The following is a 26,562-nucleotide window of genomic DNA, read 5'->3' on the forward strand; positions in this document are numbered from 1 at the left end:
ATCCGGTATTAGACCCCGTTTCCAGGGCTTGTCCCAGAGTGCAGGGCAGATTGCCCACGTGTTACTCACCCGTTCGCCACTAATCCCCTCCCGAAAGAGGTTCATCGTTCGACTTGCATGTGTTAAGCACGCCGCCAGCGTTCGTCCTGAGCCAGGATCAAACTCTCCGTGAATGTGTACCCGTAATCGGGTTCAACACTCGCGTTGAGCGGAACAACCGAGCGGAATAAGCCCGGTCGTTCACAGCGTCCTCGCTGTGTTTTTCAAAGGAACCTCATCCAGGACCACAAGGATCCGTGGACGGGGTTGTTTTATAGTCTGGCGTTGACTTTTGGCACGCTGTTGAGTTCTCAAGGAACGGACGCTTCCTTTGTACTCACCCGAGAGACTCTCTCAGGCTTTCCTCCGGGCGCTTCCCTTCGGTGTTTCCAACCTTACCAGATCCTTTTCCGTTCCGTTTCCGGCCCGGATTTGAAATCCGATCCCCGTTGGAGGGGGTTTCCCGCCGTGGAGCGGCTATTTGTTACTGCCGCGCCTTCCGGCGTGATCACTACTTTAGCGGATTTCCCCGGCGGCGCCTAATCGGCGCCTGGGTCTCAAACCGAACCGAATTCCGGCATGCCGAAATCAATCCCGTTCAAGGGCCGTGCAGTAGTGGATCCCGCCGAGCTGGCGTGAAGTGCCGCCGTGAAAAGCCCTTCGGCTTCGCGGCAGCTCGGAGTACATTACGGATCCGCCGACCCGGTGTCAACCCTCGCGCTGCCGTGCGCCACGGACGGGTCAGTCGAGGTCCCTGAGGCGCCCGCCGGCGTCCGGCTGGGCCGTTTCGACGCGGCGGAGGAGGCGGATCAGGAGCTCGCCGAGCTTGCCGCGGTCCTCGCAGGAGAGGTCCTGGAGGAGTTCCTCCTCGAAGACGGAGGCGAGCCGCATGGCCTCCAGCCACTTCTCCCGGCCGTCCTCCGTGATGCCGACGATGACGCGGACCCGGTTGCTGCCGTCGCGCTCCCGGGTGACGAGGCCCTCCGCGACCATGCGGTCGATGCGGTGGGTCATGGCCGCCGGGGTCAGGCCCAGCCGCTTCGCCAGGTCGCCCGGGCCCAGGCGGTAGGGGTGGCCGGCGAGGACCAGCGCCTTGAGGACCTCCCACTCCGCGTTGCTGATGCCCAGCTCGGCGGTCTGCCGCCCGTAGGCGACGTTCATACGCCGGTTGAGCCGGCTGAGGGCCGAGACGACCTTCTCCACCTGCGGATCGAGGTCCTGGAACTCGCGCTGGTAAGCGGCGATCTGCTCTTCGAGGCTCGGCTCGGCGGAGCCGGGGGTGTCGGCCATGTGCCGCAGTATGACAGACCCCTTGCCGTTAAAGCCCTTTGATGTGTACTCTTTAGCTTCGAAGTTTAGCTCTGAAGTCTTCAGGTCTGGACTGTTGCCGTACGCGGCACGGTCCGGGCCATTTTCGTGATCAAGGCAAAGGAAGGTGAGTGTGACCACCGCGATGGGCGCGGCACTGCGCCGGATCCAGCTGGGCAACGCGCTGAGTGCGTTCGGCAACGGCTTCACGGTCCCGTTCCTGTTCATCTATGTGTCGCAGGTACGGAACCTCGGGGCGAGTACGGCCGGTGTCGTGCTGGCGACGTTCGCCGTGGCCGCGTTGTTCGTACTGCCCTTCGTCGGGCGGATGATCGACCGGCGGGGCCCCGTGCCCGTCGCCGTCGCGGGTACGGTGTCGGCCGCCGTCGGCTCCATGGGTCTCGGTCTGGCCGACAGCGAGTTCCTGGTGGTCGCGGCCGCCGCCGCGCTCGGTGCCGGCATCGCGGTGGTGCAGCCGTCGCTGGCCACGATGATCGTCTGGTGTTCCACGACGACCACCCGGTCGCGGGCGTTCGCCACCCAGTTCTTCCTGAACAACCTCGGTCTCGGCGTCGGTGGCCTGCTGGGCGGCCAGCTGGTGGACACCTCCGACCCGTCGAGCTTCGTCCGGCTGTTCGCGATCGAGGCCGTGATGTTCCTGGTGCTGGGCGCCACCATCGCGACCGTGCGGCTGCCGAAGGCGCCGCGGGTCGAGGTCGCCGTCCCGACGGACGGCTCCGCGCGGAACGGGTGGCGGGCACTGCTCGCCGACCGGGCGATGGTGCAGCTGTGCGTGCTGGGCTTCGTGATGTTCTTCGCCTGCTACGGGCAGTTCGAGTCGGGCCTGTCCGCGTTCGCCGTGGAGGTCACGCGGATCTCGCCCGCGACGCTCGGCATGGCTCTCGCGGCGAACACGATGGCGATCGTGCTGACGCAGTTCGTGGTGCTGCGGCTGGTCGAGCGGCGGCGGCGGAGCCGGGTCATCGCCCTGGTCGGTCTCATATGGACGGTGGCCTGGGTGGCGGCCGGGGTCTCCGGTCTCGTACCGGGGGCGCACGCGGTCGCGACCACGCTGCTGATCTCGACGTACGCCCTCTTCGGCATCGGCGAGTCGATGCTGGCGCCGACGATGGCCCCGCTGGTCGCGGATCTGGCCGCGCCGGGGCTCGTGGGGCAGTACAACTCGGCCTTCGCCCTGGTGAAGCAGCTGGCGCTGGCCGCGGGGCCGGCCGCCGGCGGGCTGATGGCCGGTTCGGGTCTCTACGCGCCGTACATCGTGCTGCTGATCGCCTGCTCGCTGGGCATCTCCGTGCTGGCCCTGCGGCTGGGACGCCGGCTCACGCCCGCGCAGGAGAACCCGCTGCGGGCCCAGGAACAGCGCACGGTGGCCGCGCGCGTCGTTCCGCAGGAGGAGGGGGCCACGGTCGGCGCCTGACGGCCGACGCGGTACGAACGGCGGAGTACGGACGGTGGAGCGGTGCGGCGGAGCGGTGGGCTCCGGCCGCACCGCTCCGCCGTTTTCATCGTTGTCCGGCCGGCTCGTGTGTGTCGTCCCGGTGGCCGTCGGCGGCCGGCGCGGTCACACGTGCGCGTGCTTCGTGGGCAGGGCGAATTCGCACCAGACCGCCTTGCCGCCGCCGGGGGTGCGGCGCGAGCCCCAGGACGAGGCGATGGTGGCGATGATCGAGATGCCGCGGCCGGCCTCGTCGGCCGGTTCGGCGCGGCGGCGGCGCGGGAGGTGGTCGTCGCCGTCGGTGACCTCGATGATCAGGCGGCGGTCGGTGCGGCGCAGGCGCAGCTTCATCGGGGGCGTGCCGTGTTGGAGGGAGTTGGCGACGAGTTCGCTGGCGGCGAGGACGCCCAGGTCGCGCAGGTCCGGTGGGAAGCGCCAGCTGGCGAGGACGCCGGAGGCGAAGGCGCGGGCGCGGGGTGCGGCCTCGACGCCGCCGAGCAGTTCGAGCGCCGCGTTGTGGAACAGCTCGGCGTCGTGGCCGGTGCGGGCGGGGTGCTGGAGGACGAGGACGGCGACGTCGTCGTCGTGCTCCTCGGTGATGCCGAGGGCGCGGATGAGGCGGTCGCACATCACCTGGGGCGTGCCCGTGGCGCCGGCGAAGGCGCGTTCGAGGGCGGCGACGCCGTCGTCGATGTCCTCGTCGCGGCGTTCGACCAGGCCGTCGGTGTAGAGGACGGCGCTGCAGCCGGGGCCGAGCGGGACGCTGCCCGAGGTGTGCAGCCAGCCGCCGGTGCCGAGGGGCGGGCCGGTGGGTTCGGCGGCGCGGTGGACGGTGCCCTCCGGGTCGCGGACGAGGATGGGCAGGTGGCCGGCGGAGGCGTAGACCAGGCGGCCCTCGTTGGGGTCGTGGACGGCGTAGACGCAGGTCGCGATCTGGGTGGCGTCGATCTCGGCGGCCAGGCCGTCGAGGAGCTGGAGGACCTCGTGGGGCGGCAGGTCGAGGCGGGCGTAGGCGCGGACGGCGGTGCGGAGCTGGCCCATGACGGCCGCGGCGCGCACTCCGCGGCCCATGACGTCGCCGATGACCAGGGCGGTGCGGCCGGCGCCGAGGGTGATGACGTCGTACCAGTCCCCGCCGACGGCGGTGTCCTGGCCGCCGGGCTGGTAGGTGGCGGCGACCCGGAGGTCGTCGGGTTGTTCGAGCTCCTGGGGGAGCAGGCTGCGCTGGAGGGTGACGGCGGCCTCGCGCTGGCGGCGTTCGCTGGTGCGCAGCCGTTCGGCGGCCTCGACCTGGTCGGTGACGTCGGCGGCGAAGATCAGGACGCCGGGCTGCGGCGGGCCGCCGCCGGGGACGCCGACGCGCAGTGGGGTGCAGGTGAAGGTGTAGTAGCCGTGCCGGGGGCGGGTGGTGGTGCCGTCCGGGTCGGCGGGGGTGTCGGGGGTGGTGCTGACGCGGCGGGATTTCACGGTGCGGGGTTTGCCGCTGCGCAGTACCTGGTCCATGAGGGCGAGGAGGCCGAGCTCTTCCAGCTCGGTGAGGGCCTCGCGGGCGGGGGCGCCGGGGGTGCGGGGGCCGAAGAGGGCGGCGTAGGCGTCGTTGACGTAGGCGATGCGGTGATCGGGGCCGTGGACGACGGCGACGAGGGCCGGGACCTGGCCGAGGACGTCGTGGACGGACAGTCCGTCGAGGGTGGCGACGGGGCCGTCGGGCGCGGAGAGCGGGCCGGAACCGGCGCGGGCGGCGGGGACGGATCCCGTGGCGGGCGTCGCCGCGGCGGGGGCGGCCGGGGCGTTGCGGTCGGCGCGCGTCGCGGCCCGGCGCTGTGTGCCGGGGAGCCGGGCGCTCCAGCGGGTGAAGTTCACTGAGGATTACCTCGCGGAGTCGGTCCGGATCAGCTCGGCGACGCGTGGCGGCCGAGCCGCGCGCCCGGCGCGGGGGCGCGGTGGTCGGTGCGGGGGCCGGCCCCCGGAGGAATGCGGCAAACGTCTGATTCCTTCGAATCCTCGCGATCGTTACTCTTCGGAAGTGCGAACCCACCCATGGTCACACGTCCAGTGTGGCCGACCGGACTGACATCCGTGAGACGTCGGAGCCGTCGGCGGGAGTTCCCCGCTCCGGTACCGGCGTGGCGCGTGCGTCACCCGGCCTCCGGATGGCGGCCGGTGCCGGCGGCGAGTTCGAACTCGGCCCGGGGGTTCTCCAGTGAGCCGAGCGAGACGATCTCGCGCTTGAAGAGGCCGGCGAGGGTCCATTCGGCGAGGACGCGGGCCTTGCGGTTGAAGGTGGGGATGCGGCTGAGGTGGTAGGCGCGGTGCATGAACCAGGCGGGGTAGCCCTTGAGTTTCTGCCCGTAGACCTGGGCGACGCCCTTGTGCAGGCCGAGGGAGGCCACCGAGCCGACGTATTTGTGCCGGTAGTCCGTGAGGGAGTGGCCGCGGAGGGAGCACAGGACGTTGCCGGCGAGGACCTTCGCCTGGCGGACGGCGTGTTGCGCGTTGGGGGCGCATTCGACGCCCGGTTCGTGCGCCGTCAGGTCGGGGACGGCTGCGGCGTCGCCGGCGGCCCAGGCGTGGTCGACCCCTTCGACGCGCAGGTCGGGGCGGCACTTCAGCCGGCCGCGCGCGTTCAGCGGCAGGTCGGTGGCGGCGAGGAGGGGGTGCGGTTTGACGCCCGCGGTCCACACGAGGGTGCGGGCGGGGAGGCGGGAGCCGTCGCTGAGGACCACGACGCGGTTCTCGCAGGAGTCGAGGCGGGTGTCGAGGCGGACGTCGATGTTCCGGCCGCGCAGCACGCGGACGGCGTAGCGGCCCATCACCTCGCCGACCTCCGGGAGGATGCGGCCGGTGGCCTCGACGAGGACGAAGCGCAGGTCGTCCGGGTCGATGTTGTGGTAGTACCGGGCGGCGTAGCGGGCCATGTCCTCCAGTTCGGCCAGGGCCTCCACGCCGGCGTAGCCGCCGCCGACGAAGACGAAGGTGAGGGCGGCGTCGCGGACCTCCGGGTCGCGGGTGGAGGAGGCGATGTCCAGTTGCTCCAGGACGTGGTTCCGCAGGCCGATGGCCTCCTCGACGGTCTTGAAGCCGATGCCGTGCTCGGCGAGGCCGGGGATCGGGAGGGTGCGGGAGACGGAGCCCGGGGCGATGACCAGCTCGTCGTAGTGGACGGTGAGGGCGCCCTCGCCGGACTCCTCGGTGGCGGCCGTCCGGACGGTGGCGGTCCGCGCCGCGTGGTCGAGGGCGGACACCTCGCCGACAAGGAGTCGGCAGCCCTTGAGGACGCTGCGGAGCGGGACGACGACGTGCCGGGGCGAGATGGAGCCGGCCGCGGCCTCGGGGAGGAAAGGCTGGTAGGTCATGTAGGGGTCGGGGCTGACGACCAGGATCTCGGCCTCGCCCTTCCGCAGCTTGCGCTGGAGGTGCAGTGCGGCGTACATGCCCACGTAGCCGCCCCCGACGACCAGAATGCGCGTCGCTTCCTTCACCGCCGGTTCTTTGGCCAAGGCTGTCCCTTCACATCCTCGCGGTCACACGGCTCCCTTCCATGACGCACCGGGTACCGGTGTTTGTCCACAGGGCCGGGCGAAACGTATGACCGGAGGCGTAGCCGGAGGGCGGAGCCTCCGCTTGCCCCGCCCTGGACAAGGTATGCAGGTCAGCGCGGATCCGCCGGGGTGGTGAGGTGGTGCGGAATCAACCGCGGACCGGCGCGTACTCCTATTGGGGGCAGGCTGTGCGGAACTACCCTCTTCTTTCTTGACCTGGGCTCAACTATGTTCGTACTTCGTCGGGGTTCAGGCAGCGGTCTGCTCCGGCAGTCAGGGCGGGGAGTCTCCGGGGGGAGACGTCATAACCGGGGGAACGTATGCACATTCAGGGCTCTCATTGGTCTACCGCTGTCGCACCCTCCGACGGGAACGGCGGCCGTAGTACGCCGCTCCGCGTGGACGCGCAGCGCAATCTCGAACATGTGCTGCGGGCGGCTCGCGAAGTCTTCGGCGAGCTGGGGTACGGAGCGCCGATGGAGGACGTGGCGCGCCGGGCCCGGGTCGGCGTGGGAACGGTCTACCGGCGGTTCCCGAGCAAGGACGTCCTGGTCAGGCGGATAGCCGAGGAAGAGACGGCACGGCTGACCGAGCAGGCGCGGACGGCGCTGGGCCAGGAGGAGGAGCCGTGGTCGGCGCTCTCCCGGTTCCTGCGCACCTCGGTGGCCTCGGGCGCCGGGCGGCTGCTGCCGCCGCAGGTGCTGCGGGTCGGCGTCGAGGGCGAGTCCGCCCCGGAGCCGGTGGCGCCGCCGCAGGCCCGGGTGCCGCAGCAGCGGCAGCCGGGGGCGGCCGGGGGCCAGCTCCACGAGCTGCGCCTCGTCGAGCAGCGACCGGTACCGGTGCCCGAGGGGCAGCGGGACGGCTCGGGCGCGGCGGCGCTGCTGGAGGTCGTCGGGCGCCTGGTGGACCGGGCGCGGGCGGCGGGCGAGCTGCGCCCGGACGTGACCGTCGCGGACGTGCTGCTGGTCATCGCCACGGCGGCGCCTTCGCTGCCGGACGCGGCGCAGCAGGCGGCGGCGTCCTCGCGGCTGCTCGACATCCTGCTGGAGGGGCTGCGGTCGCGGCCGGCGGCTTGACCGGGCTGACCGCCTGACGGCTTGACGGCGGGCGCGCGGTGGCCGGCTGAGGGCGGTCGTCCGTCGCCGGTCGTCCGATGGCGGCCTTCCGGTGACAGCTGTCCGACGGCGGATCGGGGGGATCGGTGGGGCGTGCTTCGGCTCGTTCCGGCCCATCCGGTTGTTCCAGCCGGACGGGCCGGGGCGTTCGCGGTGTGCCGGTCCGGTCCTTGCCGGACGTGGTGGGTCGTGACGGGCGGTCGTATCCCTGTGCATCTGGAGGTGACACCGGAAGCGGCGCCCGAAAGCCGCACCCGAAAGGAGGGTGGGCCTTCGGAAGGTTGTTCCCGTTCGAGTGACTCCGAGTCACTTCGAGAGCGATGGAAAACCGGTTAAGGCGTGGGTATTTCCACGCTCCGGTGTGCGAACGCTCCTCGGACGAGTGGTTGCCGTTCGCGCGTCTGCCATCGCCGTGTGCGTCTGTGCCACGCTGACCCCTGTTTTGTTCGGTGTCCGGCGTGCACGGGAGCTTCCGCTATGGGTCGTGACGGGCGGGAAGAGCCGTACGGGAACGAGGAGTCGGGCGCCTCGGCGTCGCACCGGACGCCGTCCGGGGTGCCCGGGCAGGGCGGTCCGCACAGCCGTGGCCGAGGGCGGCGCGGAGGCTCCCGGGCGAGCGTTCCCCAGCAGCGCGGCAGCGCGTGGGGCGGCGCGTTCGACGCGGCCATCGCCCACCCCACCGCCGGCAGGCCGCTCCCGCGGCCGTCGGCTCCGGCGGCGCTGCCCGGGCCCGCTCGTGACGACGCCGGCGGACCCGACGCCGCCGCCCGTCCTGACGGTGCGTCCGATGCGGACGGCGTACCCGACACATCCGGTGCGCCCTCCGCGCCGGATGCGGTGGAAGCCGTCCCGGACGGTGCCGGAAGCGGGCCCCGAGCCGGACGCGGGCCCCGGGCCGGAACCGACGACGACCGCGCACCTGACGGAGTGCACGCCGGCGGCGCCCGGGACGCGGGGGGCGCCGAGGGCGGTTCGGCGCTCTCGGACACGGAGTTGGTGGCCCGGCTGCGGGACGGTGAGGACGTGGGCGGGGAGGCGTACGCCCTGCTCTACCGGCGGCACGCCGCCGCGGTCCGCGGCTACGCCCGGACCTGCTGCCGCGACGTCCACACCGCGGAGGACCTCACCAACGAGGTGTTCGCCGCCACGCTGCAGGCGGTGCGCCGGGGCGGGGGGCCCGACACGGCCGTGCGCGCCTACCTGCTCACCACCGTGCGGCGGGTCGCCGCCGCCTGGGCGCGAACGGCCAGGCGGGAGCGGCTCGTCGATGACTTCGCGGTGTTCGCCGTGTCCTCGGCCGGAGCTTCGGTAGATCCGGAGGACACGCCCGTCGACCCGGGCGCGGACGTGCGCGCGATGCGGCAGGCCGAGACGTCCCTCGCCGTGCAGGCGTTCCGCAGCCTGCCCGAGCGGTGGCAGATGGTGCTCTGGCACACCACCGTCGAGGAGGAGTCGCCCAGCCAGGTGGCGCCGCTGCTGGGGCTGAGCCCCAACGCCACCGCCGTACTCGCGCACCGGGCCCGCGAGGGGCTGCGGCAGGCGTATCTGCAGGCGCACGTCAGCGCGTCGTTGACGTCCGCGGGGAGTTGCGCGCAGTACGCCGACCGGCTCGGGGCCTACGCGCGCGGCGGGCTGCGGACGCGGGCCGAACGGGGGCTGAGCAAGCACCTGTCGGAGTGCGCCCGGTGCCGTACCGCGGCGCTGGAGCTGGCGGACGTCAACGCGCGGCTGCGGGCGGTGCTGCCGGTGGCGCTCGTCGGATGGTTCACCGCCGGCGCCTCGGTCAAGGCCGTCGCCGGGCTGGCGGCCGGGGCGGGAGCGGGAGCCGCGGTGAGCGGCGGGGCGGCGGGCGGTGGCGCGGCGGGCGGTGGTGCCGCTTCGGCGGCCGCCGGTTCGGCCGGTTCCGGTGGCGGTGCCGCGGTGGGCGAGGGTTTGGGGGCGCCCGCGAAGGTGGCACTCGGGGTGGGGGCGGCCGTCGTCGCCGCGGGTGTGGCCCTCGCCTGCGTCCTGGCGGGCGGTTCCGGCGAGTCGCCCGGGAAACCGCGGGCCCTGCGGTCGGCCCCGCCACCCGTCGTACCGTCCCGCACGCCTCGCCCGTCCCCTCCGGCCCACTCCGCACCGCCCGTGGTGAAGGCGCAGCAGGCCGCCGCTTCCCCGGCGCGTACGTCGGCGAAACCCACGCCCGCCCCCTCGCCCTCGTCTGCCCACCGGACGACGCCCGCTCCCCCGCCCCGGCCCGCGCCGCCGTCCGTTTCCCCGCCGCCGAAACCGTCGCCGAAACCGTCGCCCGTCCCGCCGCCACCCCTGCCCGCCCGTGCCGTCTACCGGCTCGACGACCTGGACTTCGACGTGTTCGGCGACGGGCACGAGCCGCACGTGCGGATCGACGAGGGCAGTCTGGTGTGGCAGCGGGACGGCCTGCGGATCGGGGGCGTCGCCTACCGCCACGGGGTGAGCGTCGGGCCGGCGTCGTCCGTCGCCATCGACCTGAACCGCTCCTGTACCGCCTTCGACGCGGTGGTGGGCGTCGACGATCTGTCGCTCGGGCGCCCTGCGCTGCGGTTCTCGGTGCTCGCGGACGGGGAGTCCGTGTGGCGGTCCGGCGTCGTCCGCGGGGACGGTCCGGCCGTGCCCGTCCACGCGGCGCTGACCGGGCGGCGGACACTGCGGCTGGTGGTACGGACGGTGGCGCCGGCGGAGGACGTGGTGCCGGCGCCGGAGGGCCCGGCCGAGGCCGTCGGTGACGGGCCGGGCCGGTGGTGGGACCGGTGGCCGGACGGCCGTCCGGGCGGCGCCGGCGCGGCACCGGCGGCCCGGCGGGCGGCGCTCGCACCGGTCGCCGGGCCGGCGCTCGCGGACTGGGCAGCGGCCCGGATCACCTGCTCGTAGCGCCGGGGCCTGCCGGGGGCCGGGGGTGGCGGACGCCTGCCGTGCGGGCGCGCTGGGCGGCCGGGCAGTCCGAGCGTGCCGAGCAGTCCGGCCGGGCACCCTCACGGCCGCAGGTCCGACACCCCCCTGCCGGGCGACGGCTCACGGCACCCGCTTACGACACCGACCGCCGCAGAGGGCACTCCCGTGTCATCCGACGGCGCGGTGGGCACGGCACGCACCGCAGCTGCCCGGCATGACGGCTGTCGGCGTGTCGGGGGGGTGGACGCCCGGTGCTCGGTGCGGTGGCTGTCGTCGTGGGACGCCCCGGACCCGCCCTTTCGCCGTGTCCGCGGGAGAGCCCGCGTTCCCGCATCGCGGTTTCGCCGCGACGTCCCCGAACTCCCCCAGAGGGGGCACCCCCAACGGGCTGAACAGCCCGTTGGTACGGCGCCGCCACGCGTTACAGGCTCGGCCGCGGCACCACTCCCCCCGCCACCGCCCGCATGCGCGGCGCCGCCGGGCCCGTCCAGCAGGTGCCGCGGCGGGACAGCAGACGGCGGAGCCAGAGCTCCGTGGCGACCAGTTCGGCGAGGCCGTCGAGGGGCAGGGGCGCGCCCTCGGCCGCCGAGCGGAGGGCGTCGCGGACGACGCCGGCCTCGATCAGGCCCGCGTCCGCGAGCAGGGGCGCGTCGAAGAGGCGGAGGAGGAGGGCCGCGTACGCGCGCAGGCCGGCTCGGGCCGCCGCCGCGTGGGCCGCGTGGGTGGGTGCGCCCCAGCCGGGCGGCAGTTCGCGGATGCCCGCCCCCGCGAGGACGGAGCGCAGGACGGTGGCGCGCGCCCCGGGTTGTACGCGGAGCGCTTGGGGCAGCGCGCGGCAGGCCCGTACGACCTGGTTGTCGAGGAAGGGGGCGTGCAGGCGCTGGCCGCGGATCTCCGCGGCCTGTTCGAGGACGCGGAGATCCGCCGCGTGCCGGGCGAGGGCGGCGGCGGCGCGGCGTTCTCCCGGGCGCTGTGCCGCGCCGGTCGGCCGGACGGCGGCGGCCTGGAGCCGGACCGACACCTCCGCGAGCGCCGCTCCGGTGAGCCAGCGGGCGGCGGGGCCGGGCCGGCACCAGGTGAGCGCGGCGAGGGAGGCGTCCACGGCTCCGGCCGCGCCGGTGAGGTGTTCGGCCGTGGCGAAGTCCGGTGCCAGGAAGCGGGCCGCGGCGCCCTCCAGCCCTTCCCGGTAGGAGGTGCGGGCCAGCCGGCGCGCCGCGCGGTAGACGGTGAAGGGGACGGACGCCGAGAACCCGGCGATCGCCGTCGGACCCGGGCCGTCCGCGCGGGCCAGGGCGGAGACCGGGCGGAGGAGGTGGCGGCGGCGCCGGCCCAGCAGGAGGTCGGCGAGGCGTGCCGGGTGGGCGTCGAGGACCTGGCGGGCGCCGTGTCCGGTGAAGTGGTCGGCGCTGCCGGCCGCGAGCCGGTGGCGGTGGCGGGTGGCGGTGACGAGGGCGGGGGACGGTTCGTCCGTGAGCGGGCCGTCGAGCAGGTCGGCGTAGGGCAGGGCTTCTTCGGCCGCGGCGACGACGACGTGGTGGAGGCGGGGGTCGGCGGCGAGCGCGCGGGCGCGTTCGAGTTCGGCCTCGCGGGCTCCGCCCTGGTCGGCCACCAGGTCGTTGAAGGTGACGACGAGGAGTCGTTCGCCCGCGCCGGTGCCGTGGCCGAGGGGGGTGCCGGGTGCGCCGGGGAGACCCGCGGCGAGCAGGGCCAGGGTGGCGGAGGCGCTGCCTCCGGAGAGGTCGGCGCCGATGCCGGGGACGGGACCGCCGCGAGCGGCGCGGCGGAACGCGGGGCCCATGCCGGGTACGGGTCCGGGGTCGGGCGCGGGGGTGCGGGGGAAGCCGTTCGGGGCGTGGCGGGGGGCGGCGAGGCGGGTACGCACCGCTTCCACGAGGGCGTCGCGGACGCCGTCGACGGCCTGGGCCGCGTCGGGTTCGGGGGCGGCGACGACGAGGGAGGCCGACGGCTCGTAGCTCGTGACGTCGCGTGCGCCGTCGCGCACCACCAGCGCGTGCCCGGGCGGGACGCGCCGTACGCCGGTGTAGGGCGTGCTGTCGCCCAGCGCTTCCGTGGAGTCGGGGCAGGCGAGGAGGGCGGCGAGGTGGCCGATGTCGAGCTCGGCCTCGACGAGGTCGGCGAGGGGCAGGGCGGCGGTGGCGTAGGCGGTGCCGCCGGCCCACGCGGCGTGGAAGACGGGCCGGGCGCCGGCCAGGTCGCCGGTGACGGTGACGCGGCGGCCGATCTGGGCGACGGCGGTGTAGCTGCCGGGCCAGGCGGTCAGCGGGCGGAGGGCGCCGCCGCGGGTGGCGAGGAGGCCGGTGCGCAGCTGGTGGTCGTCTGCTCCGCAGCGGCCGAGGACGGCGAGGCGGGCGACGGGCGGCGCGGCGGTGCGGCCGGTGGCGTCGGGGTGGGGGCCGGCGGGGCGGGTGCCGTTGGGGTGCGGTCCGGCGTGGACGACGCGTACCTCGTCGGGCCGCCAGTCGCCGACCGCCCACAGCGGATCGGGGTCCTCCCACAGGAGCCGGGCGCCCACGGGCTGGACCGCGGGCGCGGCGGGGACGCCGGGCCGGGAGCCGGCGCGGCTCCACCCCACCAACCAGCGCATCGCCGCCTCCACAGGCTGTGGACAACCATCGGGTAGCAGTCATCATGCACAGCGGGACGGGCGGCGCGACATCGATCGGGCCACTCGGACCGGCCGACAGGGGCCCAACTGACGGGAAACCGGGACGGAATGGCGGCCGACGACGTCACACCGTGGCGCATGCGCACCCCATGCTGCCACGACCGCACCGGACTTGGCCGTTCCGGGCTGCGGTCCGGCCATGCGGCTCCGTCGGCGTACGGCGGGTTTCGGCCGTTTCCCGCGCGCCCCGCGCGCGGTACGGGCGGCGCACTCCCACCGCGCGTTTCCGCTCGCGAACACCACTGAGACCTACCCTCGGGGGTTACCCTCCGTACCGTGAACTCCGCGCCCCGAAAGGGGCGTTCACTCTCGTACGGGCCCTCGCCATCGGGGCGCGCCGTGGAGTCCGCGCAGCCCGGGAGGCACGAGCCGTACCCCCCGGGCCGGTCCGCCGCCCGCGGGGAATGGGGCGACGGCTTCCCCCAGCCCACTGGATCCAGTACAGCGGGCCAACCCACGCAGAACCATGGAACCGCCCCGGCGATGGCGTATACAAGGCGCACAGCAGGCGCACGGCCACACTCTGCCGGAGCACGTGCCCCTCCGTGCACGCGCATGCGGACCAGAATCTCGCCATCCGGGACAACGCCCCTTAACGGTCGGGATGTGGGGAACTACGCTGGGTTTACGAATGCCCCGCGCCTATGCCGGGGCGGGCATCGTTGTTGCCGAGGGGTGCGCATGTCCAGGGAGCCACGCGGACCGAACGAGAAGCTGGGCACGGTCCTCGCTCTCGCGGGGATCAGCAACGCCGGTCTGGCGCGGAGGGTCAACGACCTTGGTGCGCAGCGGGGATTGACGCTTCGGTACGACAAGACGTCGGTCGCCCGGTGGGTCAGCAAGGGCATGGTGCCGCAGGGCGCCGCGCCCCATCTGATCGCCGCCGCGATAGCGGGCAAGCTGGGCCGGCCGGTGCCGCTGCACGAGATCGGCCTCGCCGAGTCCGATCCGGCGCCGGAGGTCGGCCTCGCGTTCCCGCGCGATGTCGGCCAGGCGGTCCGGTCGGCGACGGAGCTGTACCGGCTGGATTCCGCCGGTCGCCGCGGGGGCGGCGGGATCTGGCAGAGTCTCGCGGGTTCGTTTTCCGTCAGCGCGTACTCCACGCCCGCCTCGCGCTGGCTGATCACGCCCGCCGACAGTTCGGTGGCGCGCGAGCCGCAGCAGGCGGCCCGGGAGCGCGACGCCGGCGCGGTGCCCGACTGCGGTCTGCCGCAGCGCGTCGGCCACAGCGACGTGGCCAAGCTGCGGGAGGCGGCGGAGGACGCGCGCCGCTGGGACTCCAAGTACGGCGGCGGGGACTGGCGTTCGTCCATGGTGCCGGAGTGCCTGCGCGTCGACGCGGCGCCGCTGCTGCTGGGGGCGTACAGCGACGACGTGGGGCGCGCGCTGTTCGGCGCGACCGCCGAACTCACCCGGCTCGCCGGGTGGATGGCCTTCGACACCGGGCAGCAGGAGGCGGCGCAGCGCTACTACATCCAGGCGCTGCGGCTGGCCCGCGCGGCGGCCGACGTGCCGCTGGGCGGCTACGTACTGGCCTCGATGAGCCTCCAGGCCACCTACCGCGGCTACGCGGACGAGGGCGTGGACCTGGCCCAGGCCGCGCTGGAGCGCAACCGCGGCCTGGCCACCGCGCGGACGATGAGCTTCTTCCGGCTCGTCGAGGCGCGGGCGCAGGCGAAGGCCGGCGACCAGCCGGCCTGCGGGGCGGCGCTCAAGGCGGCCGAGGGCTGGCTGGAGCGGGCCCGGTCGGGCGACCCGGACCCGTCCTGGCTGGACTTCTACACGCAGGAGCGGTTCGCCGCCGACGCCGCCGAGTGCTACCGCGACCTGGGCATGCCGCGGCAGGTCCAGCGCTTCACCGAGCAGGCGCTGTCCCGGCCCACCGAGGAGTTCGTGCGCTCGCACGGGCTGCGGCTGGTGGTGTCGGCGGTCGCGGAGCTGGAGTCCGGCAACCTCGACGCGGCGTGCGCGGCCGGGGTGCGGGCGGTGGAGGTGGCGGGGCGGATCTCGTCGGCGCGGACGACGGAGTACGTACGGGACCTGCTGCACCGGCTGGAGCCGTACGGGAACGAGCCGCGGGTGGTGGAGCTGCGGGAGCGGGCGCGGCCGTTATTGGTGGCCACGACGGCGTGAGGGCGGGGCGGGCGGGGTGGGCTTGGCGGCTTGGCGGGCTTGGCTGCGATCATCCCGGGGCCGTCTCCTCCCGTTCGCCGGACGTTGCGGCGGTGTTCGTCCGGGGGCGGTGGCGGCTGCCCGCGCGCCCCTCGCGTGGCGCCGCCGGCTCCACCCGGAAAGATCCTTTCCGTCTTTCCCCTGGTCCGACGATGTTTCGGCCCGTTGTCAGTGGCGCACGTCATGATAGGAGCCGTTGAGTCGGCCGCAGCGGAGACGGCCGGTGGGTGCGGGAGGGCGGGGAGGTGAGCCCATGGGGGCGTACGACTGCGACGTGCTGGTGATCGGCGGCGGCATCGTGGGCCTGTCGACGGCCTACGCGGTCACGCGCGCCGCGCCGGGTACGAGCGTGGTCGTGCTGGAGAAGGAACCCGGCCCCGCGCGGCACCAGACGGGGCGCAACAGCGGGGTGATCCACAGCGGGATCTACTACCGGCCGGGCTCACTGAAGGCCGGGTTCGCGGTGCGGGGCGCGGCGGAGATGGTGAAGTTCTGCACGGAGCACGGCCTGCCGCACGAGGTCACGGGGAAGCTGATCGTGGCGACGGAGCGGGCCGAACTGCCGCGGCTGCACGCCCTGGTGCAGCGCGGGCGGCAGCACGGCATTCCCGTTCGCGAACTCGGCCCGGCCCAGATAGCCGAGTTCGAGCCGGACGTACGGGGGGTGGGCGCGATCCACGTCGGCACCACGGGCGTCTGCGACTTCGGCGCGGTCGCCGCGCACCTGGCCCGGCTCGCCGAGGACGCGGGGGCCTCGGTGCGGTACGGCGCGGAGGTACGGGTCGTGGGGCGGCGCGGCGCGGCGGTCGCCGTGCGGACGGCGGACGGCACGGTGGTACGGGCCCGCGCCCTGGTCAACTGCGCGGGCCTGCACAGCGATCGGGTGGCCCGGCTCGCGGGCGACGACCCCGGGGTGCGGATCGTCCCGTTCCGCGGGGAGTACTACGCGCTGACGCCGACCGCGGCGGCGCGGGTGCGCGGCCTGGTCTACCCGGTGCCGGATCCCGCCTTCCCGTTCCTGGGCGTCCACCTCACGCGGGGCGTCGACGGCGGGGTGCACGTGGGGCCGAACGCGGTGCCCGCCCTGGCGCGGGAGGGGTACGCGTGGCGGACCGTACGGCCGGCGGAGCTCGCCGCCACCGTGGCGTTCCCCGGCACGTGGCGGCTGGCGCGCCGGCACTGGCGGTACGGGGCGGCCGAGGCGCGGCGCTCGTTGTCGAAGGCGGCCTTCACCGCGGCCGTCCGCCGGCTCCTGCCGGGCGTCACGGAGGACGATCTGATACCCGCGCCGTCCGGGGTGCGCGCCCAGGCGGTGCTGCGGGACGGCACCCTGGCGGACGACTTCCTGTTCGCCGGCTCGCCGCGGATGGTGCACGTCCTGAACGCGCCGTCGCCGGCGGCGACGGCCTCGCTGCCGATCGGGCGGGAGGTGGCGCGGAGGGTGCTGGCGGAGCTGCGGTGAGCGGTCGGACGGCCGGGGGTTCCGCATGGGGGCTCGGCTGACATGTACGGAACCAGCCGGTGCGGGCCTCGCCCGTACTATGGAAGAACTGTGTCCGAGAAGTCCGTGAACCCCGCCCGCCACGCCGTCTCCGCCGCGCCCGCGGCCGAGGACGCCCTGGCCGCCGCCCCGGCCGATGTCTCCGTAGATACCTCTGTCGATGCCTCCGTCGCGGAGCCGACGTGCGAGTCGACCGTCGAAGCCGCCACTGTCCCGGCTCCGGCCGGTGACGGTGCTCGCGCCCGTGCCCGCCGGGAGCCGATGTTCCCCGACGGCCCCGCCCCGGACCCGGCCGGTTCGCACCACGAGCGGCGCATCCGCTCGTTCCAGCCACGCCGCAGCCGGGTCACGACCGGGCAGGGCGAGGCGCTGCGCCGGCTCTGGCCGGCGTGGGGTCTGGACATCGACGGCCTGCGCCGGATCGACCTGGGCGAGCTCTTCGGCGACCCGGGACTGCCGGTGGTCCTGGAGATCGGCTTCGGCATGGGCGAGGCCACGGCGGAGATGGCCGCGGCGGACCCCGGCACGGGCATCCTCGCCTGCGACGTCCACACCCCGGGCCAGGGCAACCTGCTCGCGCTCGCGGAGCGGCGGGGCCTGAAGAACGTCCGGGTCGCCAACGGTGACGCGATCATCCTGCTCCGCGAGATGCTGGCGCCCGACGCGCTGGCCGGCATGCGCGTGTACTTCCCGGACCCGTGGCCCAAGAAGCGGCACCACAAGCGCCGGCTGATCCAGCCCGAGTTCCTGGCCCTGGCGGCGACGCGGCTGGCGCCGGGCGCGCTGCTGCACTGCGCGACGGACTGGGAGCCGTACGCGGAGCAGATGCTGGAGGTACTGACCGCCAGCCCGGACTTCGAGAACACCCAGGCGGACGGCGGCTTCGCCCCGCGCCCGGACTTCCGTCCGCTGACCCGCTTCGAGGGCCAGGGGCTGGAGAAGGGGCACGCGGTGCGCGACCTCCTCTTCCGCCGCCGCGGCTAGCGGAGAGCGGACGCGGGGGCGGGGGGAGCGAGAGGCGGGGAGCTCGGGGCCCTGGGAAGCCGGGAGCCCGGGAAGCCGAGAGCCCGGGAAGCAAATCGCTCCGCCCGCGCCGCCGCCTTGGCTAGGGTCGTCCAGTGCATGAGTCCCAGCCTCACCCGCCCCAGCCCGCCGATCCGGGGCCGATACCCGCGCCCGGGGCCCCCGGGGCGCCCGGGATCCCGCCGGCCTTCGGCGCCCTGCCCGCTCCGGCGCGCTGGCACTACCGGCCGCGTCGTGCCCTCTGGGACAACAAGGCGGTCCGCGCGGGCACGGTCGTCCTCCTCCTGGCCCTCTGCGGCCTGCTGATCCTCGCCCTCGTCCGGGAGCAGACCGGAACCCGGGGCTTCCTGGTGGGGCTGGGCCTGGCGGTGCTGCCGGTACCGCTGCTCATCGCCGCGTTCCGCTGGATGGACCGCGTCGAGCCGAAGCCCTGGAAGAACCTGGTCTTCGCGTTCGCGTGGGGCGCCTGCGCGGCCACCCTGGTGGCGCTCATCGCCAACAGCTACGCGACCGAGTGGATCATGAACAGCGTCGACGTGGCCCACCGCGAGGACGCCGGCACGTTCGGTGCCACGTTCGTCGCGCCCGTGGTCGAGGAAAGCGCGAAGGGCGCGGCCCTCCTGCTCCTCTTCCTCTTCCGGCGCCGCGACTTCAACGGCATCGTGGACGGCGTCGTCGTCGCCGGCATCACCGCCACCGGCTTCGCGTTCACCGAGAACATCCTCTACCTGGGCAACGCCTACGCATCCGACCAGAGCTTCGGCGCCTCGGGCTTCTCGACGACGGCGGCCACGTTCTTCGTCCGCGTCCTGATGTCCCCGTTCGCCCACCCCCTCTTCACCTCCATGACGGGCCTGGGCTTCGGCATAGCCGCCGGCCTCCCCACCCGCCGCCGCGTCCTGCGCGCCCTGGTCCCCGTCGCGGGCCTGCTCACGGCGATGGTCCTGCACGGCGTCTGGAACGGCTCGGCGTCCCTCCCCGGACTGGGCTTCCTGGCCGTCTACTCGCTCTTCATGCTCCCGGTCTTCGGCACCCTCACCTGGCTGACCATCTGGTCCCGCCAAACCGAACTCCGCACCGTCCGCACCCACCTCCCCGAGTACCAGGCGGCCGGCTGGCTCACCCCGCCGGAGCCCCTGGCCCTCTCCTCCATGCGCGCCCGCGGCATCGCCCGCGCCGTGGCCAAACGCACCGCAGGCCGGGACGCCGCCCGCACGGTCGCCGAGTACATCTCCTTCGCTACGTCCCTGGCCTTCCTCCGCCAACGCGCCTACGCGGGCCGCCTCACCCCGGACTTCACCGCCCGCGAACAGGAACTCCTCCACCACCTCTGGCAACGCAAACACATCGCCCAACCGGCCTTGGAACGCGCCGCGTTGTCAGTGCCCCGCCCGATGCCCGGCCCCGTGGGGGCGTACCCCGGCCCGATCACGCCCGGCCCGTACGGCGCCGCGCCCGGATACGGGATCGGGCCCGCGTACCGGCCGACCGGCACGGCCCACGCCCCGGGGGCCTACGGGCAGTGGCCACCACGCTCGTCCTGACCACCTGCCGAACCGCTCGTATGGGGCGGAACACCCGGTGGGCGGGGATGACACGGCCGCCTCGCGTCCGCTTCCCCTACGCCTCGGCCGGCGCCCCGGTCGGCCGCCCCTGCTCCTGGGGGGTCTGCTCCCCCATCCCCGTCCGCCGGCCGATCGCCGGGGTCAGGGCGCCGACGCCGAGGGCTGCTGCCGTGCCTGCCACCGCGCTGAACCACCAGATGGTGGCCGGGCCCGTGGTGGCGTAGAGGGTGGTGCCGAGGGAGAGGGCGGTGAAGCGGGCGGTGCCCCAGGTCCACTGGTAGGCGCCCTGGTAGCGGCCGCGGGCGTGGTCGGGGGCGAGGGCGGCGACGATGGAGCCGGCCACGCCGCCGATGGTGGATTCACCGATGGACCAGAGGACGACCGTGGCGGCGTAGGCCCAGGGGGTGTGGGCGACGCCGGTGAGGGCGACGCCGAGGGCGATGAGGATGCTGCCGGCCACGTAGACGGGGATCTGGCGGAAGCGGGCCAGGACGGTGATGGCGACCGGCTGGAGGGCGACGACCAGGGCGGCGTTGAGGGTGGACATCAGGCCGAGGGTGGTCGTGGAGAGGCCGTCGTCGCGGATGGCGAGGGGGAGGGCGACCTCGGTGAAGGTGTAGATGACGAGGGCGATGTAGAAGAGGGGGAGCAGGGCGCGCATCAGCGGGTCGCGGAGGACGACTCCGTAGCCCATGCCGCCGGCCGCGTCGCGGGGGGTGCGCTCGGCGCGGCCCGCCGGGAGGAAGGACGCGGCGATCACCGCGTAGGTGAGGGTGCTCACCACGTCGACGGTGAAGAGGAGCCAGTAGCCCCGGGCCGCCAGGAAGCCGCCCAGCATGCCGGCGACCGCGGTGCCGATGTTGACGGCCCAGTGGAACAGGGAGAACGCCGCCCGGCGGCGGTCGGCGGTGACCTGGTCCGCGAGGAGGGCGCTCGCGGCCGGGCCGACCATGCTGCCGGCGCCGCTGAGCAGGACGGCGGCGAGGGAGAGGGTGACGGTGTCGGGGGCGGTGAAGAGGAGGCCCTGGCCCGCCGCGGTGCCGACGAGGCCGGCGATCATCGTGGAGCGGCGGCCCACCCGGTCGGCCAGCAGGCCGCCGAGGGCCGGGCCGATCAGGTTGCCGGCGCCCAGGGCACCGAGCACGTAGGGGATCTGTTCGGTGGGGATGCCGCGGGAGCCGAGGAAGAAGACGAGGAAGGGGGTGACGAGGTAGCCGAGTCTGTTGACGACCGTGCCGGTGAAGACGATCCAGGCGGCGCGGGGAAGACCGCTGAAGGTGGAGAGCATGCCCCGACCTTCGCCCGGTGCCCGCGCGACCTCCATTGATTAAGCTCAGGCCGAATGCAACCGGACGACGGGGGTGTCCGTGCTCTCCGAACTCGCCTTTTCCGCCGACGATCTGGCGCTCACCCGCTTCGCGGTCTCACCGATGTGGGAGGTGGTCGCCGGCTTCCGGCTGCTCGTGTCGCGGGCCGCCCACCCCGTCCACCGCCCCTGGACCGACCAGGTCCGGAGCCGGGTCGACGACGCCGGGCTGACGGCCGGGTGGCTGGCCGACCTCATCCCGCCGCAGAACTACCTCTGCGACTTCCTCACCCCGTTCCCGGCCGAGTCGGCGCCGTCCCTCGACGTCGAACTGGCCGCCATCCGGGCCACACCCGCCGCGTTCGTCCGCCATGACATCGGCAAACTCACCCGGGACTCCGCGCGGATCCGAGCGCTGCGCGCCGATCCGGAACGGTGGCTGCCGCAGATCACGGAGGAGATCGAGACCTTCTGGGAACTCGCCCTCGCCCCCTACTGGGCAAAGATCCGCGCGGTTCTGGACGCGGAGGTCTTCCACCGCGCCCGCCAGGTCGCCGAATACGGGACCGCGCGCCTCTTCAACGACCTTCACGCGACGGTGAGCTGGGATGACAGCACCCTCCGGCTGGTCCGCCGGTGCTGTGTCCTGTCCCGGCAGACCGCGGGCCCGGGGCTGCTGCTCGTCCCGTCCGTGTTCGCCGCCGGCGTCCTGACCTGGATGCGGCTCCCCGACCCACCGCAGCTCGCCTACCCCGCCCGCGGCACCGGCACCCTGTGGGAACGGCGACCGCCGGCCCGGGCCGAGGCCATCGCCGCGGTCCTCGGCCGCTCCCGGACCCGGCTGCTGACCGAGCTCGCGGCCCCCGCCTCCACCACCGAACTGGCCGGCCGCACCGGCATCTCCGCCGCCGGCGTCTCCCAGCACCTGGCGGCGCTGCGCGGGGCGGGCATGGTCAGCGCGCACCGCGCCGGACGGTCCGTCCTCTACGCCCGGACGGCCGTCGCCGAGACACTGCTCTCGGCGACGGGGTGAGGCCGTGCCCTGGCGGCCACGCGGGGTGCGCAGGGTACGGAAGGGCGCCTTCCGGCCGCTCGCCGACGGGGCGCGCACACCGGCGGGTTAGTGTCGGGAGAGACGTGCGCGTCTCCAGATGTCTTTGGTGCGGAACGATGCGGAGGTTGCCGGCATGGCAGTGATGAGTGCAGTGACACGGGTTCCGGCGTCCGTGGTGGCCGCGGCCGGGCTCGTCGGCGGGTACGGCGTGGCCCGGCTGACCAAGAAGCGGCCGCTCGGCGGGATCGCCCTCGGCGCGGCCGGCGTGGCCGCGGCCCGCCGGTGGACCGGCACGGTGGGGTCCGGCAAGGCCGCCGCTCTGACCGGGCTGTACGTGGCCGCGTTCGCCGGCTCCCACCCGCTGGCCAAGAAGGTCGGTGCCTGGCCGTCCGTCCTGGGCGTGGCCGGCGCGGTCGCGCTCGCCGCCTGGGGCGTGGAGCGCGGGGCGGCGCGCGAGGGCTGACGGCGCGGGGACGGGCATGGGGGCGAGAACGGGCGCGGGGACGAGGCTACGCGCGAGCGCCGAGCACTCGCGCGGGCGCGCCCGCCCCTGAGCGCGCCCCCGCCGCGCCCCGCACCCCGCCCCGTCCGCTACGCCGACGCCTCCGTCAGCCTCGCCAGCTCCTCCTCCGTCAGCCGCAGATCCGCCAGCGCCAGCAGCGGCGGCAGCTGCTCGACGGTCCGGGCGCTCGCCAGCGGGGTGGCGACCGTCGGCCGGCTCGCCAGCCAGGCCAGGGCCACCGTGGCGACCTCCGCGTCGTGCGCGGCGGCGATCTCGTCGAGGGCGGCCAGCACCCGCAGGCCGCGTTCGGTCTTCAGGTGCCTGGCGGCGCCCTCCGCGCGGGCGCTGTCGACGGCCGCGTCCGGCCGGTACTTGCCGGTCAGGAAGCCGGACGCCAGGGCGTAGTACGGGACGGCGGCGAGGCCGTGCCGGGCGGCGACCTCGGCGAGCGGGCCCTCGTAGCTGTCGCGCGCGACGAGGTTGTACTCGGGCTGGATCGCGACGTACTTGGCGAGCCCGGCGGAGTCGCTGAACTCCAGGGCGCGGGCGAGCCGTTCGGGAGTGACGTTGGAGGCCGCGATCTCGCGGACCTTGCCCTCCTTCACCAGCCCGTCGAGCGTGGCGATGTAGTCCTCGACCGGCAGCGACGGGTCGTCGTAGTGCGTGTAGTACAGGTCGATGTAATCGGTGCGCAGCCGGCGCAGGGAGCTCTCGATGCCCTCCTTGATGACGGCCGCGGAGAGGCCCGGCCGCTCCGGGTAGCCCGCGCCGACCTTGGTGGCCACCACGACGTCGTCGCGGTTGCGGCGGGAGGCCATCCAGTCGCCGATGATGGTCTCGGACTCGCCCCCGGAGTTGCCGGGGACCCAGGCCGAGTAGGCGTCCGCGGTGTCGATGAAGTTGCCGCCGGCCGCGGTGTAGGCGTCCAGGACGGCGAACGACCGGTCCTTGTCGGCCGTCCAGCCGAAAACGTTGCCGCCGAGGGCGAGCGGGTGGACGGAGAGGCTGCCGATCTTCCGGGTGTGCTGACGGTGCTTGTCGGTCATGTCTTATTCCAGCGTGCCGCGTCCGGAGCGTATTCCTCCGCTGACTCTTGTACGCGCTGCCCCCGCTACTCCTCCGACACCGGCGCCGGCGCCGGCTCCCCGCCCGTCCCGGCCCTGAGGGTGCTGCTCCAGCGCGCAGATGAAGGCGGCGAAGACGATGAGGGCGACGAAGAGGACGAAGACGAAGTCTGCGAGGGCGGCAGCGGTTCGGGCTGGACGGAGAGCGGGGTGGCGATGTCCTCCAGGGAGCGGCCCTCGGCGCGTACCGCCAGGAAGGCGGCGGTCACCCCGGCCAGGCACATCAAGGTCGCGCCGATCTGGAAGGCCAGCACCGCGTCGCTCACCACACCCGTGGTCGTCAGCTGGGCGAAGAGCAGGGGGCCGCTGATGCCGCCGGCCGCCGTGCCCACCGCGTAGAAGAAGGCGATGGCCATGGCCCGCGTCTCCGTCGGGAACACCTCGGAGACGGTGAGATAGGCGCTGCTCGCGCCGGCGGAGGCGAAGAAGAGGACGACGCACCAGCAGGCGGTCAGGGTGTTCGCGGTCAGGTGGCCGGCGTCGAAGAGCCAGGCGGTGACGAAGAGCAGCGCTCCGGACAGCAGGAACGTGGACGAGATCATCACGCGCCGGCCGATGGTGTCGAACAGTTTGCCGAGGAAAAGCGGACCGAGGAAATTGCCCAGCGCCATGACCGCGAAGAAGTATCCGGTCCGCGCGGTGGCGACGCCGAAGAACTTGGTGAGGATCTCCCCGAATCCGAAGGTGATGGCGTTGTAGAGGAACGCCTGGCCGATGAAGAGGACAAGGCCGAGAACGGCGCGCCGCCGGTAGTCCGTGAAGACCGTCCGGGCGATGGCCCGGAATCCCGTGCGCTTGCGCTGGCGAATGGTGATCCGCCCGGCGGCCGGGGCGAGCTTGATGCCCTTGTCCGCCTCGATGCGCCGCTCGATGGCGTCGACCAGCCGTTCGGCCTCCTCCGCCTTTCCGTGGATGAACAGCCAGCGGGGGCTTTCCGGAACCTGGCGGCGGACGAGCAGGATGACGAGGCCGAGCACCACACCCAGCCCGAACGTCAGCCGCCAGCCGATGTCCTTGGGAAAGATCCGGGTGTCCAGGAGGACGATCGACAGCAGCGATCCGGCGATGGCGCCCAGCCAGAAGCTGCCGTTGATGACGAGGTCGACGCGGCCCCGGTAGCGGGCCGGGATCAGCTCGTCGACGGCCGAGTTGATGGCCGCGTACTCGCCGCCGATGCCGAAGCCGGTGAGGAAGCGGAAGGCGAAGAACCACCAGGACGAGTACGAGAACGCCGTCAGGGCCGTCGCCCCCAGGTAGACCGCGAGGGTCACCATGAACAGCCTTTTACGGCCGAACCGGTCGGTCAGCCGGCCGAAGAACAGGGCCCCCAGGCAGGCACCCGTCACATAGAGGGCGGCGGCCACACCGGTCACCTGGGCCCCGGTGATGGGCAGTCCGCTCCCCCGCTCGGAGAGGCGTCCCGCGATGTTGCCGACGACCGTGACCTCCAGGCCGTCGAGGATCCAGACCGTGCCCAGCCCGATCACCACAGTCCAGTGCCACCGGGACCAGGGCAGCCGGTCCAGGCGCGCGGGCACAGAAGTGCTGATGGTCGCGGTCGTCACACAATCTGAGTTCCCGATCGCACTCGGAACATTCGCGGCAAATTTCCGGATTGGAGTGCGGGGGGACGATCACGGCGCACGGCCGGACCTTCGAGCCCCGGGCCCGCGCGGGCGGCGCCCGCCACCACCGCGGACCCGGGGGACCGGCGCCCGCGGCCTACGGGCGCAGGCCCTTCGACCGCAGCCAGTGCAGCGGATCGACGGGGTGCCCGCCGTGCGGCCGGACCTCCAGGTGCAGGTGCGCCCCGGTGACGTTGCCCGTCGCCCCGACACGGCCGATGACCTGCCCGGCGGCGACCTTGCCCTTCGTCCTGACGATGGACGACAGGTGGCAGAACCACACCTCCGTCCCGTCGTCGAGGCGCAGCACGATGCGGTAGCCGTACGAGCCGGCCCAGCCGGCGTGGGTGATCGTGCCCCCGTGCACCGCCTTGACCGGGGTGCCCGTGGGGGCGGCGAAATCCGTGCCGGTGTGCCGGTGGGACCACATGCCGCCGGCCTGGCCGAAGCGGGCGGTGATCCGGTACGAGGAGACCGGCAGGACGTAGCCGCGCTTGGCCCGCGCGGCGGTGATCCGCTCGGCGGCGCGCCGCGCCTCGGCCTGGGCCTGGCCCGTGGCCTTGACCACCGAGGCCTGGGCACCGCCCGCGGCGTCGGCCCGGGCCTTCGGCGCGTTCCCCGCGGCGTGCGGCCGGCCGGCGTGCGCCGCGCTGTCGGCACGCTGCGACGCCGTGGGGTGCGCGGTGGCGGCACGGGCGGTCGCGGCGTGCGCCGCCTGCACCGCGCCGCGGGCCTTCCGGTCCGCTGTGGCCTTCGCCGCCGCCATCCGCTGGGCGTCCGCGGCGGCCCGCTCCTGCGCCTCGTGCGTCTCCGGCGCCTTGTGCGTCTCCTGCGTCTCGTGCGCCTTCTGCACCTCGTGCGTCGCCTCGGCACCGGCGGACTGCCGCTGGTGATCGGCCTGCTGGAGGATGCGGGCGCGCAGCGCCTCACCGGCGTCGGACGTGTCGAACGTGTCCGATGTGTCGGAAGCGGCAGGAGCATCGACGGCACCGGCCTGGTGCGCGCCCGCCTGCCGCGCGTCGGACTCGACGTGCGCCGGGGCGACGGCCTCCGGGACGCCGCCCTCGTCGTCGTCCCCGTCGTCGATCAGGTACGGGCCCGCGCCCGGCAGATGGGAGACGTCCGGCACGGATATGGCCGCCGGGCGCTCCTGCGCGCTGGCCATGCCGCCGGCGCCGACCGCGGCGATCACGCCGACGCCGAGCACCGCGCCGCTGCGGGCCATGGAGCCGCCGCGCTGCTTGGGGACCCGGTGCCGGCCGCGGGCCGGAGGCTCGTACTCCGTACCGGGCCCGGGCTCGGCCGGATTCACGGATTCCGCGTCCATACCGCCGTCCATCGCACTCGGCCCGGCCTCTCCTTGCGGGGCAATGCCGTCGTAGGAGCCGGCAGTACCGAATACGTCGTAGGCGTCATAGGGAGCGGAAGAGCCGGGCGATTCGAAAGAGCCGTACGAGTCGTACGAGCCGTAGGGACCCTGAGCTTCGAGCGGGCCGTCGACGCCGCCGGGAGGGGGCGGGACGGGGGAGGAGCCGGGTTCGTCCCCGTAGGGGGACTCCGCCCAGGAGCCGTGCGAACCGTCTCCGCCTGCGGACCTGTTGGACGCCACGGGGGCGCTCTCCTTTCCTTCCCTCTCG

17 protein-coding genes and 1 rRNA gene are annotated in these 26,562 nt (G+C 74.0%); 9 read left to right on the forward strand and 9 right to left on the reverse strand.

What is annotated here, in order from left to right; translation table 11 throughout:
• Both ACH4PU_RS06520 and ACH4PU_RS06525 read right to left on the reverse strand, forming a co-directional pair.
• Positions 1 to 173: ribosomal RNA gene (locus ACH4PU_RS06520) — 16S ribosomal RNA — on the reverse strand; the annotation flags it as partial.
• A gap of 607 nt (positions 174 to 780) precedes the next feature.
• Positions 781 to 1,329, reverse strand: coding sequence for a MarR family winged helix-turn-helix transcriptional regulator (locus ACH4PU_RS06525; protein ID WP_185944422.1), 549 nt, complete (start codon positions 1,327 to 1,329; stop codon positions 781 to 783).
• A 151-nt stretch (positions 1,330 to 1,480) separates the two neighbouring features.
• Between ACH4PU_RS06525 and ACH4PU_RS06530 the strand changes: the two genes are divergently transcribed.
• The gene (locus ACH4PU_RS06530; protein WP_398267025.1) at positions 1,481 to 2,782 is read left to right on the forward strand and encodes an MFS transporter; all 1,302 of its coding nucleotides are present in this window, start codon (positions 1,481 to 1,483) and stop codon (positions 2,780 to 2,782) included.
• 144 nt (positions 2,783 to 2,926) lie between these two features.
• On the opposite strand, the gene ACH4PU_RS06535 is transcribed toward ACH4PU_RS06530, so the two are convergent.
• Together ACH4PU_RS06535 and ACH4PU_RS06540 are read right to left on the reverse strand one after the other, a co-directional pair.
• The gene (locus ACH4PU_RS06535) at positions 2,927 to 4,663 is read right to left on the reverse strand and encodes a SpoIIE family protein phosphatase (RefSeq protein ID WP_398267028.1); all 1,737 of its coding nucleotides are present in this window, start codon (positions 4,661 to 4,663) and stop codon (positions 2,927 to 2,929) included.
• Between the two features lie 275 nt (positions 4,664 to 4,938).
• On the reverse strand, positions 4,939 to 6,282 hold the full coding sequence (locus ACH4PU_RS06540; protein WP_398267031.1) for an NAD(P)/FAD-dependent oxidoreductase: 1,344 nt from the start codon (positions 6,280 to 6,282) through the stop codon (positions 4,939 to 4,941).
• A gap of 380 nt (positions 6,283 to 6,662) precedes the next feature.
• Between ACH4PU_RS06540 and ACH4PU_RS06545 the strand changes: the two genes are divergently transcribed.
• Positions 6,663 to 7,418 carry a TetR/AcrR family transcriptional regulator gene (locus tag ACH4PU_RS06545; RefSeq protein WP_398267034.1) on the forward strand — a complete coding sequence of 252 codons (756 nt, stop codon included), beginning with the start codon at positions 6,663 to 6,665 and terminating at the stop codon, positions 7,416 to 7,418.
• A 966-nt stretch (positions 7,419 to 8,384) separates the two neighbouring features.
• Entirely contained in the window at positions 8,385 to 10,346 is a 1,962-nt protein-coding gene (locus ACH4PU_RS06550; protein WP_398267037.1) for a sigma-70 family RNA polymerase sigma factor, read from the forward strand.
• A gap of 442 nt (positions 10,347 to 10,788) precedes the next feature.
• On the opposite strand, the gene ACH4PU_RS06555 is transcribed toward ACH4PU_RS06550, so the two are convergent.
• Positions 10,789 to 12,972, reverse strand: coding sequence for an asparagine synthase-related protein (locus ACH4PU_RS06555; RefSeq protein WP_398267040.1), 2,184 nt, complete (start codon positions 12,970 to 12,972; stop codon positions 10,789 to 10,791).
• A 762-nt stretch (positions 12,973 to 13,734) separates the two neighbouring features.
• Between ACH4PU_RS06555 and ACH4PU_RS06560 the strand changes: the two genes are divergently transcribed.
• The 4 genes from ACH4PU_RS06560 (at position 13,735) to ACH4PU_RS06575 (ending at position 19,293) form a co-directional block, all read left to right on the forward strand.
• On the forward strand, positions 13,735 to 15,186 hold the full coding sequence (locus ACH4PU_RS06560; protein ID WP_398267043.1) for an MFS transporter: 1,452 nt from the start codon (positions 13,735 to 13,737) through the stop codon (positions 15,184 to 15,186).
• Between the two features lie 292 nt (positions 15,187 to 15,478).
• Positions 15,479 to 16,687 (forward strand): L-2-hydroxyglutarate oxidase, encoded by a 1,209-nt coding sequence (lhgO, locus tag ACH4PU_RS06565; protein ID WP_398267046.1) that lies wholly within the window; start codon positions 15,479 to 15,481, stop codon positions 16,685 to 16,687.
• A gap of 300 nt (positions 16,688 to 16,987) precedes the next feature.
• A complete protein-coding gene (trmB, locus tag ACH4PU_RS06570) occupies positions 16,988 to 17,710 on the forward strand; it encodes a tRNA (guanosine(46)-N7)-methyltransferase TrmB (protein ID WP_398268449.1) in 723 nt (240 codons plus the stop codon).
• 134 nt (positions 17,711 to 17,844) lie between these two features.
• On the forward strand, positions 17,845 to 19,293 hold the full coding sequence (locus ACH4PU_RS06575) for a PrsW family glutamic-type intramembrane protease (RefSeq protein ID WP_398267049.1): 1,449 nt from the start codon (positions 17,845 to 17,847) through the stop codon (positions 19,291 to 19,293).
• Between the two features lie 76 nt (positions 19,294 to 19,369).
• Here the strand turns inward: ACH4PU_RS06575 and ACH4PU_RS06580 are convergent, their stop codons facing one another.
• Positions 19,370 to 20,602, reverse strand: a complete 1,233-nt coding sequence (locus ACH4PU_RS06580; protein WP_398267052.1) for an MFS transporter — start codon at positions 20,600 to 20,602, stop codon at positions 19,370 to 19,372.
• Positions 20,603 to 20,675: 73 nt separating this feature from the next.
• On the opposite strand from ACH4PU_RS06580, the gene ACH4PU_RS06585 reads away from it, so the two are divergent.
• Together ACH4PU_RS06585 and ACH4PU_RS06590 are read left to right on the forward strand one after the other, a co-directional pair.
• On the forward strand, positions 20,676 to 21,653 hold the full coding sequence (locus ACH4PU_RS06585; protein WP_398267055.1) for a helix-turn-helix domain-containing protein: 978 nt from the start codon (positions 20,676 to 20,678) through the stop codon (positions 21,651 to 21,653).
• Between the two features lie 172 nt (positions 21,654 to 21,825).
• Positions 21,826 to 22,137 (forward strand): hypothetical protein, encoded by a 312-nt coding sequence (locus tag ACH4PU_RS06590; protein WP_398268452.1) that lies wholly within the window; start codon positions 21,826 to 21,828, stop codon positions 22,135 to 22,137.
• Positions 22,138 to 22,265: 128 nt separating this feature from the next.
• Here ACH4PU_RS06590 and ACH4PU_RS06595 read toward each other — a convergent pair whose 3' ends face one another.
• The 3 genes from ACH4PU_RS06595 to ACH4PU_RS06605 form a co-directional block, all read right to left on the reverse strand.
• Positions 22,266 to 23,222 (reverse strand): aldo/keto reductase, encoded by a 957-nt coding sequence (locus tag ACH4PU_RS06595; protein WP_398267057.1) that lies wholly within the window; start codon positions 23,220 to 23,222, stop codon positions 22,266 to 22,268.
• A 65-nt stretch (positions 23,223 to 23,287) separates the two neighbouring features.
• Entirely contained in the window at positions 23,288 to 24,865 is a 1,578-nt protein-coding gene (locus ACH4PU_RS06600; RefSeq protein ID WP_398267060.1) for an MFS transporter, read from the reverse strand.
• Positions 24,866 to 25,022: 157 nt separating this feature from the next.
• Complete coding sequence (locus ACH4PU_RS06605; RefSeq protein ID WP_398267063.1) at positions 25,023 to 26,534, reverse strand: peptidoglycan DD-metalloendopeptidase family protein; 1,512 nt, start codon at positions 26,532 to 26,534, stop codon at positions 25,023 to 25,025.
• Between the last annotated feature and the right edge of the window lie 28 nt (positions 26,535 to 26,562).

It is taken from the genome of Streptomyces sp. NPDC021100 (assembly GCF_044333095.1).
In the GTDB taxonomy this organism is placed as follows: Bacteria; Actinomycetota; Actinomycetes; order Streptomycetales; family Streptomycetaceae; genus Streptomyces.

Excerpts from the sequence above, each read along its gene's own strand:
- ACH4PU_RS06525 (WP_185944422.1), bottom strand. The coding sequence starts at position 1,329 with ATGGCCGACACCCCCGGCTCCGCCGAGCCGAGCCTCGAAGAGCAGATC.
- ACH4PU_RS06545 (WP_398267034.1), top strand. The coding sequence starts at position 6,663 with ATGCACATTCAGGGCTCTCATTGGTCTACCGCTGTCGCACCCTCCGAC.
- ACH4PU_RS06555 (WP_398267040.1), bottom strand. The coding sequence starts at position 12,972 with ATGCGCTGGTTGGTGGGGTGGAGCCGCGCCGGCTCCCGGCCCGGCGTC.
- ACH4PU_RS06560 (WP_398267043.1), top strand. The coding sequence starts at position 13,735 with ATGTCCAGGGAGCCACGCGGACCGAACGAGAAGCTGGGCACGGTCCTC.
- lhgO (WP_398267046.1), top strand. The coding sequence starts at position 15,479 with ATGGGGGCGTACGACTGCGACGTGCTGGTGATCGGCGGCGGCATCGTG.
- trmB (WP_398268449.1), top strand. The coding sequence starts at position 16,988 with ATGTTCCCCGACGGCCCCGCCCCGGACCCGGCCGGTTCGCACCACGAG.
- ACH4PU_RS06580 (WP_398267052.1), bottom strand. The coding sequence starts at position 20,602 with ATGCTCTCCACCTTCAGCGGTCTTCCCCGCGCCGCCTGGATCGTCTTC.
- ACH4PU_RS06595 (WP_398267057.1), bottom strand. The coding sequence starts at position 23,222 with ATGACCGACAAGCACCGTCAGCACACCCGGAAGATCGGCAGCCTCTCC.